Origin of the sequence: Pedobacter sp. CG_S7 (assembly GCF_040544395.1) — a bacterium.
Classification (GTDB): Bacteria; Bacteroidota; Bacteroidia; order Sphingobacteriales; family Sphingobacteriaceae; genus Pedobacter.
This window is the reverse complement of the sequence record NZ_JBEONS010000013.1, coordinates 53246-66692: the sequence shown is the minus strand read 5'-3', so window position 1 is coordinate 66692 and position 13447 is coordinate 53246. Positions and strand designations below refer to the sequence as shown.

Genomic DNA, 13447 nt, shown 5'->3' with positions numbered 1-13447 from the left:
TACATAATTGGCGTATAAAATAATTTTTGGCAAGATTATTATTTATTGTTCAGTTAACACAGAACATTAATATCCAATTATTAAAAATATGAACTCAAAAATTACAAAATCCGCCTTAGTATTATCCTTAGTAGGATTATCAAGTGGTTTATTCGCACAAAATTCAATTTCAGACACAACAGCACGTTTCGCAAAAAAAGAATTCCGTACTTGGTCAATTGGTTTAAACGGTGGTATGTTAACCCATTATACACCATTTAATGCTGATAACAATGGTGATTTCAATACACCTCAAGAAAGCTGGGGTTACGGTGGTTATATCAAGAAACAAATTCTTCCAGGCTTTGGTTTACAAGCAGATTTTCTTGCAGGCAAAGTAAAAGGATTCAGACCCAATGATTTAACTGATCTTGCAGCTACAGCAGCAGAACAAAACAGTGGCTTCGAAACCCGTATTGACTGGTCTGCAGCTGTAAAAGCTAACCTAACTTTAGCTAACTTAAGCTTAAATCAAAAACGCAATATCCTTTCACCTTACTTTACTGCAGGTGCTGGTTATATGTCCTCTGCTGCAACTACTGATGCACCTAAAGGAAGAAGCACAAATTACAACGAAAACTGGTTTATACCTGTTGGAGCTGGTGTTAAATTAGGCGTTTCAAAAGGCGTTAACATTGACTTAGGTTATGATGTTAATTTCATGAAAACTAATAATTTCGACGGCACCCCGGGTGCTGCTAATGACAGGTTCTCTTATGCTCATGCCGGTGTAGAAATTGCTTTAGGTAAAAAAGGTACTTCTCAATTACAAAACTATAGCGCAATTGCTGCTATCCGCGAAGAAAGCGCTGCAGAAAGTGCAGAATTAAGAAGAGCTTTATCTACTCAGGAAGAAAATGCTCAACGAGATAGAGAAGCTTATGCAAAAGAAATGGGCGATGATGACAATGATGGTGTAGCTAACAAATTTGATAAATGTGCTGGTACAGCTGCAGGTACTGTAGTTGACGGGTCTGGTTGTCCTTTGAAAGCTGTTACTCCAATCATTAGAGAAAAGGTAATTGTTACTACTGAAGATCGTAGAATTGTTGATGAAGCAATTAGAAACTTAGAATTTGATTTAGGTAAATCGACACTTAGATCTAAATCTTACACTACCTTAAACAGAGTTGCTGCCTTATTAGTAGAGAAAAACTTTAGCTTGAAACTTGCTGGCCATACTGATAATAGTGGTTCTATGCAATTGAACTTACGCTTATCTAAAGATAGAGCAGAAGCTGTTAAAGCTTACTTAGTTTCTCAAGGTGCTAATCCTTCTAGAATCGAAGCTACAGGGTACGGTCCAAACCAACCAATAGCAAGTAACAATTCAGCTGACGGCCGTCAGAAAAATAGAAGAGTTGAATTCTCTTTATTTTAATCAGACCATTTAATATTTAAAGAAAAGCCTGTCTCATGATTCATGTTGACAGGCTTTCTTGTGTTAAACCTTTTTTATACCTATACATCGATAATAACTTAACCTTGACAAGGATTTAGCTGTGTCTTTGTCCGCACCTTTAAGGGACTTTGTACCCAATTTCCGCTACAAGGTCCCTACCAGCTCCCTACCAACCCCGTACTAGTTCAGCACCAGACATAACCTATTCTAAACCCATCATGAATGGAGATCAGATAACACTAAAATTATTTATTGACAGAATTTTGATTTTGTTTCTAGGGTTCAACTTGCCAAACGGTATCCAAGAACCAGCATTTGGAATCTAGAAAATGTTTCAGTGGTTTAAATCCGGAATGTAAAGCCATTTGTTCTGTTTCCTCCACACTATATTTTTGGGAAATCTCCATGGATATAAACTCGTCTGCTGCGAAATGAAATTTACGCCTATCTATATGAACCACTTGCTCCTTTAAACTAATCAAATAACTTCTGCATTCCCCGGTTGCGGGGTCGTAACTCGGATAATGCTCAAATTGTGTAATTTCAAAATTAGCGCCCAATTCCAGGTTAATTCTGCGCAATAGGTTAAGGTTAAATTCTTTCGTAAAACCTCTTTTATCATTATAAGCCGCCCGAATGATTCGTGGATGTTTCTTGAGGTCGAAACCTATTAAAACCAAATCACCTGGCTGTAGGTAAGATTTTAGCTGTTTGCAAAATTCATTTGCTTCAGCAACTTCAAAATTACCAATATTACCACCTAGAAATAGAATTACTTTTTTCTTATCAGACAGTTGATTGGCATACTTTAGCATTTCAAAATATTCTCCATTTAAGCCCTTTACTTTTAAACCTTTAATCTGATCTGCCAGCGTGCTTTCCAAATGATCTATTATATTTTTGGAAATATCTATAGGCATATAAGTAAACCTTACATTCTGACGAACAAGTTCCTGTAGTAAAAAAATTGACTTTGTTGCATCACCGGCACCCAATTCAATTAAATCAAAATCTTCGAATCCATTTTTTAAGGCAACTGCTAAATCTGCTGTTCGCTCCTTAAACAACTCCATTTCACAATTTGTGGGATAATACTCCTCACAATTCATGATTTGTTGAAAAAGCAGGTCTCCTGCCTCATCATAAAAATATTTAGGATTTAATTGCTTGGGCTGCTGACTTAAATCCTCGATTACTTCTTTTAAAAATTGTTCCATTCTATTTTTTGCTAACCCAATGCCGCCAAATATCAAGCGGCGGGAAGATTTATTTGATTATGATCACCCTATTTTGCTAACCTGATACCACTGAACATCCAGCGTAAGTGAGGATGAAAGAAATTACGGTAAGTAGTACGAGAGTGGTTTGGCGAGGTGGCAACAGAAGCCCCACGTAAAACCATTTGATTTGCCATAAATTTACCATTGTACTCTCCTAGAGCTCCCGGCGCTTTTGAGAAACCTGGATAAGGTAAATAGGCACTTTCAGTCCACTCCCATAACTGTCCGAAATTAAACTTTTTAGAAGCTACTTCCCATTCATATTCTGTAGGTAAACGCATGCCTTTCCATTGTGCGAAAGCTGCAGCCTCATAAAAACTGATGTGAGCTACTGCTGCATCAGGGTTCAATGGCTTCAAGCCCGATAAACCATACACATGCCAGGAATATGCTATGGAATACCAATATAATGGTGCAACAATTTTATTGGTATTTACCCAATCCCATCCGTCTGCATGCCAATAATTAAAATTGCGGTAACCTCCTTCCTCTATAAATTGCAGGTATTCGGCATTGGTGACTAGTGTTGTACTGATTTCAGCTTTTTGAAGGTATACCTGGTGTGGTGATAACTCGTTATCAAAATGAAAATCTGTACCCTTATAGCCAATTTCATACAAACCCTCTGATACTTCTACCCAATCACTTATTGCTTTTTCGACTACTAAACCATCCTCTATTGCCTCTAGTTGATATACTGGAAATAAAGGATTATGACCTAATATATATTTAATGTCGTACCAGAGCAACTCCTGGTGTTGCTGCTCGTGGTTGATACCCAATATAAAAATCGCTTTAACAGACTCTTCCAAATCTCCAGTTGTAAGGAAATGCTGCATGGCTAAATCTACATAATAACGGTAGCGATATACCTCATCTACTGTTGGCCGACTTAAATTACCACGGTCTGTACGGATTACTCTTGCGCCTAAAGTTTCATAATAACTATTAAAAACGTAGTTGAAAGAGGGATTGTATTCCTGATAAGCAATGCTGTAAGGTTTAAGGATAAAAGTTTCAAAAAACCAGGTGGTATGACCTAAATGCCATTTAGGCGGACTAACATCCACTACAGGCTGTACCACATAATCTTCTTTTTCAAGCGCTGAACATATCTTTACACTTAGCGCTCTTGTATTTGAATACTGTTCCCAAAATGACATATTATTGTTGGTTTATATAATGGGTTAAATCTGATATGCTTTTTATATGCAAACTTTGTGCCTGTTCGCTACGCATCATCAATGCGTAACTGTTGTTAAAACCAATGGGCTTTAACCATTTTAACTGGTATTGTTTCTTGAATTCGCGGTATATGTATTGATAAACCGCATCCGGACTTCTACTAAGGGTTTTCACTGTGTGTAAATCAGGCTTTAATATAACCAAAAAACCCGTACCTGTGTATTCAGGGTATAAATCTATCTGGTTATTGTTTAGCGCATCAAAACAAATTTTCGTTCCTCCTAAGCCTGTTTTTGTGGCTACGCTTAAGTCAGAATTGCCCTGTATAAGTAATTTGTACAGCTGTGCTAAAATATACTGCTCCCCGAAAATTTTTGAACCCACCCTGATCACACCTTTTCTACCCTGGCGGTCAGGCTTATAAAGGTTTTTCTCTTTCAAAAAATCTATAGCTACTTGTTCCGGACTTTCCTTTAGCTTATCCACCCTATAATTTAATGCAGTCATTGTCTGGTCGTTGATCAATCCAGCGAGTTGGTTTAAAATTCCTTCTAGTTCTGGATATTTATTCAGCGTGGCCTGTCTAACTATTGGCGCGGCGTAATAAGGAGGAAAAATGTGCTTGTCGTCTATTAATGGAACCAGCTTAAATGCCTTTAACCTACCGTCAGTGCTGTAGCCATCAATCACATCCAGCTTTTTTTCATAAGCGGCTTTATACTTCATGGCATCACTGATGACTACTGTTTCTATAGCTAAACCATAAACGGACTTTAAACCTATATACCCATCACTCCTGCCCATAAACTCAGGACTGAAACCGGCGAGCATTCTCCCGCCAATTTGAGTGGGTAATAAATAAAAAGAACTGGATAGGATCAGCAAAAAAGGCAAAAAGAGATACGCGAGCTTCAACTTTTTTAATTTCAGCTTCTGTACCAGTGCCAGTAAGAAATCAAGCAGTATAGCTAATAATGCGGCAGGAATAGCTCCAGCAAGTATCATATTGCTATTGTTTAAGGCAATACCTCCAAAAATAAATTCTCCTAAACCACCTGCAGCAATGTAAGCGGCTAAAGTAGCTACACCAACATTGATTACTGTTGCAGTTCTTATACCAGCCATTAAAATTGGAAAAGCCAAAGGCAACTCTACTTTAAATAAAATCTGTAAGTCGGTCATGCCCATTCCTTTTGCAGCATCTTTTACTACAGGATCAACTCCTGTTATACCCGTATAAGTATTGCGCAATATAGGCAACAAGGCATATAAAAACAGGGCAAGTATGGCTGGTTTATAACCAATACCCAGAAAAGGAATAAGAATACCCAATAAGGCAATACTTGGAATAGTCTGCAATATGCCTGTAAAACCCAAAACAGAACCAGCTATTACAGGTTTTCTGGCAATTAATATGCCGAGTGGAACGGCAATTAAAATGGACAACAATAAAGAAATCAACGTGAGTGCAACATGCGCACCCGTCTGACTAAGCAACTTATCACTATTCATTGCAATAAATTGCCAGAAAGTTTGCGCTTCTTCCATCGTTATGGTTTAAGTACTCTTGTTAATACTTGCTGCAGTTCAATCTTTTTCATTCCCTCCATCATCTCCCATGCACATTGTTCGCCAATTTTAAAGGATTTCAATTCTAAAAATAAGCGCTGGTCTTTCAGGAAATTGCTCACAAATTTGTTAGCAGGATTGAAAAGAAGTTCATCTGGCGTACCCAATTGCATCACCAACCCTTTATCCATCAGGCAAATTTTATCGCCCATTTCAAAAGCTTCAGGAATGTCATGGGTTACCATTATAATTGTTTTCCGACGAAATTCATCGAGTTCCATAAAATCTTTTCTGATGTGGCTGCGGGTTAGGTTATCTAAAGCACCAAAAGGCTCATCCATCAATAATACTGGTGGATCCGTCATCAATGCCCTGGCAAGTCCAACACGCTGTTGTTGCCCCCCACTCAAAGCAGCAGGATATTGTTTTTTTAAAGAATGATCAAGCTTTAGCTTTACAAAAAGTTCATCTGTGCGCTGCCGGATCTTTACCTTTTCCCACTTTAACAAGTGCGGAACAATGGCCACATTTTCCGCTACCGTATAATGCGGAAACAGACCATGGTGTTGTAATACATAGCCAATAGACCTCCTGAGTTGTTGCGCTAACAAGGTATTAATGGAAGTATGATTCATAAATACATCACCACTATCAGGCTCAACCAGGCGGTTAATCATGCGCAGGGTTGTTGTTTTACCACAGCCACTAGGCCCCAGGAGAATTAAGTTTTCCCCTTTACCAATTTCAAAACTTACTTTATTAACGGCAATGGTGTTCCCAAAGCTTTTAACCAATTGCACTGCATTAATCATTCGCCTTAAGCATCTAATGACATAAAAAGATTATTTAATGACTCCGCATATAAGGGATGTGCAAAAATAGTATACCTGATTTGCTCATAAGTTAAGCCACCTAACATCGCCATTTGCAAGATAGACATTACTTCTCCGCCTTCTTCACCAATAATAGTAGCACCTAAAATCTGCTTTGTCTTTTTATCGATCACCGCTTTCATGAAACCACGGGTTTCGGTGGTTTCTATTGCCCTGGCTACATGCTCCATGGGTATTTTAGTCACAAGGTAATCAAGACCCTGTTCTATTGCCTCGCTTTCTGTAATCCCTACTCTCCCCAACTGTGGGTCGGTGAACATACAATAAGGTACAATACGCCCTTTTATACTTAACTTCCCTTCACTTAGCACATTCTTAATTACCACCACATAATCATTGTAAGCAATATGAGTAAATGCTGGCCCTCCTTTAACATCACCTAAGGCATAAACATTTTTAACCACCGTTTCCAGTTGGTCATTAACCTGGATATATCCCCTTTCATCACAAACAATGTCTGTTTGATCAATGCCAAGCTGGTGGGTTTGGGGTTTTCTACCGGCAGCCAGCAAAACATGACTGCAGGTATATGTTTTTTGAGCTCCGGGTCCATCAACAGTTACCCTTATTTTTTCCGTTCCATAGTTTTCAAATTTTATAGCTTCAGTCTTTGTAAGTACTGTTATGCCATCTTCCTCAAAAATTTCACTCATCACCTCACAAACATCATCATCCTCTTTAGGCATTAACCGATTACCTTTTTCAAGCAAGGTTACTGTAGAACCAAAACGCCTAAACATTTGAGCAAATTCTAAACCGACATAACCTCCACCAACAATTAAAAGGTGTTCGGGTACTTCCTTTAAATTTAAAATACTGGTTGAGGTAAGGTACTTGATGTCATTTACACCTTCAATTTCGGGTAAAACAGGACTTGCACCAGTATTTATAAAAATATATTTGCTGCTAAGCGCTTCGTTTTTTCCGTCTTTTCCCTTGATAAGGATTTCGTTATTGCTGGTAAATTCAGCATTTCCATACTTTAAATAAAGGTTTTCTGTTGCCTCGATTCCTTTAAGGGAACCTGATCGAAATTGCGAAACGATAGCATCTTTACGTGCCATAACGGCTTCAAAATTCAACGTATAATGAGGGATATCAACGCCGAAATCCTGGCTACGACTTGCTAGGTAAGCCATGCGGGCAGAAGCAACCAGTGCTTTTGTGGGTGTGCAGCCATCATTAATACAGGTGCCCCCCACCATTCTTTTTTCTACCAGTGCCGTTTTCCATCCTGCCTCAGCAAGCTTTTTGGCAAGCGGTACACCCGCCTGACCTGCGCCAATTATAATTGCATCGAATACTTCCATACTTCTATAACAATATAAAATTGAAAAAATCGCAGTTTTTCCTAAAATAATGAAGAACCTCCTTTAAACCCTATTAAAGCATTTTTTCTTTAAACCTGATCAAGAGGCTTTCTGTTGTTTCCAGCAGAAGTTTTATATTGACTTGGAGATAGACCTGTTATTGTTTTAAACTGTGTAGACAAATGTGCACTGCTACTATAACCCATTCTCAAAGCAATTTCATTGATATTCAATTCGCCATATTGCAGCAATTCTTTCACCTTTTCAATTTTCTGCTGAATGATGTATTTCTCAATGGTAAGTCCTTCTGCATCTGAAAACAAACGACTCAGGTAAGTGTATTCTTTATGAAGATCATTGGCAATCAGGTTCATTAAACTATCGTGGATTTCAGTTAAATCAGAATAATGAACCAATTCAATTATTTTGTTCTTTATCTGTTCTACCAGTTTGTCTTTTTGCTTATCGATCAATTCAAAACCAAGCACTTGAAATGCAGCTGAGATATTTTGCAACTGTACTTCATTAGGCTCGGGTGAAACCGCTACTTTACCGAGCGAAATTTCAGCAACCTGAAAATTTAAATTCTCCAGCTGCTGACGGACGATCAGAATGCACCTGTCGCAAACCATATTTTTGACATGAAGCAACATATTATATTTTTTCTGCTTTAAAACCCGCTTTTTCTAAAGTGCTGATCACTACTGCCGCGCTTACCTTTCCTTCAACAGTTAATAATTTATCGAGGGAATTGGTATCTACAGACCATTTGCTGATCTCTTTTTGCTCGTTTAAAAAAGGGGTTACCGTAGCAATACAGCCACCACATTTGATATTTGTTTTAAATTTTAAAGTTTCCATTTTCGTGTTTAATATTAATTTAATTTCGCCAATTTTAACCGCAAGCTATTACTGACCACAGATACCGAACTTAAAGCCATTGCAGCTCCTGCAATCATCGGATTTAATAGAAATCCATTGATCGGGTATAATAAACCTGCTGCAAGTGGTATCCCAATAAGGTTGTAAATAAATGCCCAAAATAAATTCTGACGTATAGTTTTTACTGTTAATTTAGATAAGCGCAATGCTTTAGGAACCTGCTGCAAATCTGAAGATATCAGCGTTATTTTTGCAACATCAATGGCTATATCCGATCCTTTACCCATGGCAATAGAAATATCTGCCTGCGCTAAAGCCTGGCTGTCATTGATTCCATCACCAATCATTGCCACTACTTTTCCATTTGCCTGTAATTTCTTTACAAAATCAGCCTTATCCGAGGGTAAAACCTCTGACTGGTAATTCACTATCCCTGTCTGTAAAGCTACTGCGGCGGCAGTATGTTTGTTATCACCCGTAAGCATGTAAACATCAATACCTTGCTCCTGTAAAGCTTGAACAGCTTTTTTAGAACCTGATTTAATTTCATCAGCTATGGCCACTATGGCAAAAACTTCCTGACTGTCTGCAAAGTAGATAACGGTTTGTGCTTTTTCCTGTAACCTTAAAACCTCCCCGGCTAAATCTTCATTCAGTTGAATGTTTAATTCAGTTAATATCCGGTGGCTACCTGCAAAATAAGTTTGTTTATTATATACGGCCTTTACCCCTTTACCTGTTAAACTCTCAAAGTCTGTTAGCGCTACTTTTTTAACCGATAAGCCGTTAAAGTACCGAACAATTGCTTCTGCAAGAGGATGTTCTGATTGCTGTTCTAAAGTAAGAAGGACTTGTTCCATTTGTACTTTATCACCTTTAAATTCTTCAGACCATCGAATTTGAGTAACAGTTGGTTTTCCTTCAGTGAGGGTTCCCGTTTTATCAATAATAACTGCATTCACTTTATAACCTAACTCGAGGGCTTCTGCATCTTTAATTAAAATCCCGGTTTCAGCACCTTTGCCGATACCTACCATTATGGCTGTAGGTGTAGCCAAACCCAAGGCACAAGGACAAGCGATGACCAACACAGTTACCATAGCCATTAAACCATGTGTAAAACCATTGCTTCCCCCTAGCCATATCCATGCAAACAAGCTTAGTATGGCAATCAATAATACTATGGGCACAAATATACCGGCAACTTTATCAACCAGCTTTTGCACAGGAGCCTTTGAGCCCTGGGCATCCTGAACTAATTTAATAATCTGTGCCAGCATAGTATCCTTGCCTACTTTTTCTGCCTTAAACTGGAAACTCCCTTTTTGATTGATGGTTCCAGCAAACACTTTTGAGCCCATATCTTTCAATACCGCCACTGGTTCGCCGGTAATCATACTCTCATCCACATAAGAATTGCCACTCACCACTTCCCCATCTACAGCAATTTTTTCACCTGGGCGTACCTGTAGCAGGTTTCCTTTGATTACTGCATTGACTTCAATTTCAATTTCTCCATTTGTGGTGATTAAATGTACTGTTTTTGGTTGTAAACCAATTAACTTTTTTATTGCTGTAGAGGTATTTGATTTAGCGTTTTCTTCAAGCAATTTCCCAAGCATGATAAATACAATAACCACAGCAGCAGCTTCAAAATAAACATGTGGCTGTAAACCTTTGGAAATCCAGAATTGTGGATAGAATGTATTGAACACACTAAATAAATAAGCTATTCCTGTACTTAAAGCAACAAGGCTATCCATATTGGCCATGCCGTGTTTGGCTTGCTTCCAGGCATTGATAAAGAAACTCTTCCCAAATACAAATAATACAGGGGTTGTTAATAACAACATCATGTAATTTGCATATTGCATTTCCATGAAGAACATGCCTATAATAACAACTGGTAAAGTTAATATCGCTGCTGCAATTGTCCGTTTTTTTAATGTTTGATAAAGTGCTGATTGCTGCTCTTCCTGTTGCTCCTTACCCGTTTCCTGATCCAGAATCAGATCGTAACCAATACTTTGAATAGCCTGCTGAAATGCTTCAGGTTGTATAACCTCAGGCTGATAAACTACCTTTACACTTTGTGTAGCATAATTAACCTCGGCACTGTTTACACCAAGCTGCGCCGCAATCATTGATTGCACACTTGTGGCACAGCTAGCACAAGTCATACCCAAAACAGGTAGAGAGATATTTTTTAAATGTTCCTTTTCGGCCATGGTATATTCTTATTAATACACAAAGATACCTCCTTTACTATCCGTTAATTTACATCATTCTGTGATATTTTTGCATAATTAGGCTGCAACAAGTATAAAACAAAAAACAAGCTAATAACAGCCTTATGACTGTTGTAATAAGTTCTTATTAAAGCTTAAGGAAGAGAATTTTGTTTTGGCCAGCTCAAATGAGCCAAACATTAAAAAGCCATAAACGAGGTTACTTACCAAAAGATTGCGTTCAAAAGGTATTGCTGCTATTAGTGCAGTAAGGTATCCACCGGATGTTTTAGGATAGATAGATCCTGCCATTAACACTACGCCGATATCAGAAACAATCCAATGAATGAAAACTGTGGCCAAAGAAGCAAGGATTACATTCACCGTGTTCACCTTTTTAAGGAAGGTACCGGCAAAAACCATTAAAACAAAACTTAAATATACCCAGAAAGCACCTTCATAAAAAAACACTAGCTTTTGGTAAAAAATATAGTTTAATACCAAATCGCTCAAAAACAATGTCAGTAAAGGCACGGCATAAGCTTTTATTTTATCTGAAAAATAAGCGCCTCCAAACATCGCCATCGCTCCAAGAGGAGTAAAATTAGTCCAGGAACTAAAACTTCCTAAATTCATGAAACGTGTGGCAGCTGCCGCAACTATAACAAAGATAAGGAAGGAATTACGGAAGTTTATTTTTTGTAATGACATCTTGTTGAATTTTGAAATGTAAAATTATCAATTCTTAGCGAATATTAAAACTTATACCAGCATTCATATTGAAGCCCATGCTGCTATAACCATAAAACTCCGTGTACTTTTCAGCTAATATGTTTTTTAAATCAGCAAATACTTTAACACGTTTATTTAAAAGCGCGTATTCTGCATAAAAATCCAATATTTTATATGCGGGCAAATCTATAAAAGCATAAGTACTGAAATCACCATCCTTACGCTTACCGGTATATTTAAAATTTGAACTCATATAAAAATCCTTTGTAAGCTGCACACCTGCATTAACACCAAATACATGTTTTGCCTTCCTGACGAGGAAATTAGAAACCTCATTTGTAATGTAATTGAACTCGGTACCTTCTACATAAGCATAATAACCCCTGGCATGGAAAATCCCTAATTTTAATGCAGGTTCCACTTCAAATCCTTTTACGTTTTGATTGGCCAGATTAATATAACTTGTATTTCCATAAACGATAGCATTGGTCAGGTCACGTTTATAGGTTGCAATTCGTAAATTGTATTTGTCCGCGGCAAACTTAAAGTCGACCCCAGCCTCATAGTTTTTAGATTTTTCTGGTTGCAGACCTAAATTCGCACCATATTCACCGAATAAATTCTCTAGTGTTGGCGCTTTAAATGCAGTAGAAATAGTACCATAAACTTTTATTTGTTTGCTAATAGCAATAGATGGCGTAAGGTTATAGGTGTAGTTTTCTCCATATGCCTTGTGCTTATTATAACGACCACCAATTTCTAAATTAAAGGCACTCACATCATGTAGAAATAAAGAGCCATAAGTACTAAATAAGTTAGTTTGAGGTGGTATAGCTGAATTTAACCTGAAAATGCTGGACCGGTTATCTACCCCAGCCAAGACATTTAATTTCCTACCAATATTCTGGTTATAAAATAAGTCGATCAAATGCGTTTTTCCTTCAGAAATGCTGTTGCCAAATTGGCTCCTTGAATCTGTCAGCGCATTTTCATAACTATAATTTAGCGTTATTTTACCAGATCCAAAATCATATTTAGTATTGAACCCGCCATTGAAATACTTCAATTTATAATTGTTTTCCAAATGATCTTCAAATGCATTGGCATCAAAATAATAGTGGCCATAGAAATAACGCAAAAATGGATTGATACTCAGTTTTTCATGGGCTTGTAAGGAGAAGTTTGCATTTACTGCACCAGTTTTATGTCCATCTTTTTCAAATGGGCCAGGGTTATTTTCTGGCAAGGCAGCTTCAGAGATACCATCGGTTTTGGCTTGTGTATAAGCAATATTATAAGAGAATTTATCGACATGGCTACTGATGCCTATCGTGCCTTTATAAGTCTGGTAGCTTCCATAGCTAGCCGTTCCATAAACACTATTGCCACCTTTTACACCTTTTTTTGTAATGATATTGATCACACCGGCTACAGCATCAGAACCATAGATTGTTGATTGTCCGCCCTTTAATATCTCTATATGATCAATCTGATCAATAGAAAACATCCTCAGGTCAAAGGCAGAACCATTTCCTACAGGACTGCTCACCAAAACGCCATCTATTAATACTACGGCATAAGCGCCTGATGCACCTCTGATAAAAACACTTTTATTTAAGCCTAGGTTTCCTGTTGCACCACTCACTACTATACCCGCCTGCTCATTCAGCAGGTCGGTCAGGTTTTTCCCATGACTGCGCTCTAAAATTTCAGGACCAATTATGGTAAATACTTTTCCCGTCTGGTGCTGTTTCTGATCGTTCTTGGTGGTGGATATAACAATTTCCTCTAGCTTAACCTCCTCTTGTGCTATGACTTCGTTGACAAAAGAAAATGACAATAAAGCCAATAAAAAATTAATAATGAAGTAGTTTTTAAAATTCATATGGAGTAAAAGTAATAACGCTTAAAGCTGGAATTTAAAGAT

At 37.8% G+C, this 13447-nt stretch carries 11 protein-coding genes; 1 reads left to right on the top strand and 10 read right to left on the bottom strand.

Annotated features, from left to right (window positions below):
- The first annotated feature begins 88 nt into the window (after positions 1-88).
- Positions 89-1420 (top strand): OmpA family protein, encoded by a 1332-nt coding sequence (locus AAKU52_RS09135; protein WP_354332552.1) that lies wholly within the window; start codon positions 89-91, stop codon positions 1418-1420.
- Between the two features lie 296 nt (positions 1421-1716).
- Here the strand turns inward: AAKU52_RS09135 and AAKU52_RS09130 are convergent, their stop codons facing one another.
- The 10 genes from AAKU52_RS09130 to AAKU52_RS09085 form a co-directional block, all read right to left on the bottom strand.
- Complete coding sequence (locus AAKU52_RS09130; protein WP_354332550.1) at positions 1717-2658, bottom strand: L-histidine N(alpha)-methyltransferase; 942 nt, start codon at positions 2656-2658, stop codon at positions 1717-1719.
- A 68-nt stretch (positions 2659-2726) separates the two neighbouring features.
- Positions 2727-3884, bottom strand: coding sequence for an ergothioneine biosynthesis protein EgtB (gene egtB, locus AAKU52_RS09125; protein ID WP_354332548.1), 1158 nt, complete (start codon positions 3882-3884; stop codon positions 2727-2729).
- Between the two features lies 1 nt (position 3885).
- Positions 3886-5454 (bottom strand): ABC transporter permease/substrate-binding protein, encoded by a 1569-nt coding sequence (locus tag AAKU52_RS09120; RefSeq protein ID WP_354332546.1) that lies wholly within the window; start codon positions 5452-5454, stop codon positions 3886-3888.
- A gap of 2 nt (positions 5455-5456) precedes the next feature.
- Positions 5457-6287: an ATP-binding cassette domain-containing protein gene (locus AAKU52_RS09115; protein WP_354332544.1), complete on the bottom strand. Its 831-nt coding sequence runs from the start codon at positions 6285-6287 to the stop codon at positions 5457-5459.
- 5 nt (positions 6288-6292) lie between these two features.
- A complete protein-coding gene (locus AAKU52_RS09110; protein ID WP_354332542.1) occupies positions 6293-7678 on the bottom strand; it encodes a mercuric reductase in 1386 nt (461 codons plus the stop codon).
- An 89-nt stretch (positions 7679-7767) separates the two neighbouring features.
- The gene (locus AAKU52_RS09105; protein ID WP_354332538.1) at positions 7768-8331 is read right to left on the bottom strand and encodes a helix-turn-helix domain-containing protein; all 564 of its coding nucleotides are present in this window, start codon (positions 8329-8331) and stop codon (positions 7768-7770) included.
- Position 8332: 1 nt separating this feature from the next.
- Positions 8333-8539, bottom strand: coding sequence for a heavy-metal-associated domain-containing protein (locus AAKU52_RS09100; protein ID WP_354332536.1), 207 nt, complete (start codon positions 8537-8539; stop codon positions 8333-8335).
- Positions 8540-8553: 14 nt separating this feature from the next.
- Complete coding sequence (locus tag AAKU52_RS09095; protein WP_354332534.1) at positions 8554-10788, bottom strand: heavy metal translocating P-type ATPase; 2235 nt, start codon at positions 10786-10788, stop codon at positions 8554-8556.
- A gap of 123 nt (positions 10789-10911) precedes the next feature.
- Positions 10912-11499 (bottom strand): DUF6580 family putative transport protein, encoded by a 588-nt coding sequence (locus AAKU52_RS09090; RefSeq protein ID WP_354332531.1) that lies wholly within the window; start codon positions 11497-11499, stop codon positions 10912-10914.
- A 34-nt stretch (positions 11500-11533) separates the two neighbouring features.
- The gene (locus tag AAKU52_RS09085) at positions 11534-13405 is read right to left on the bottom strand and encodes a TonB-dependent receptor plug domain-containing protein (protein WP_354332529.1); all 1872 of its coding nucleotides are present in this window, start codon (positions 13403-13405) and stop codon (positions 11534-11536) included.
- Positions 13406-13447: the final 42 nt, after the last annotated feature.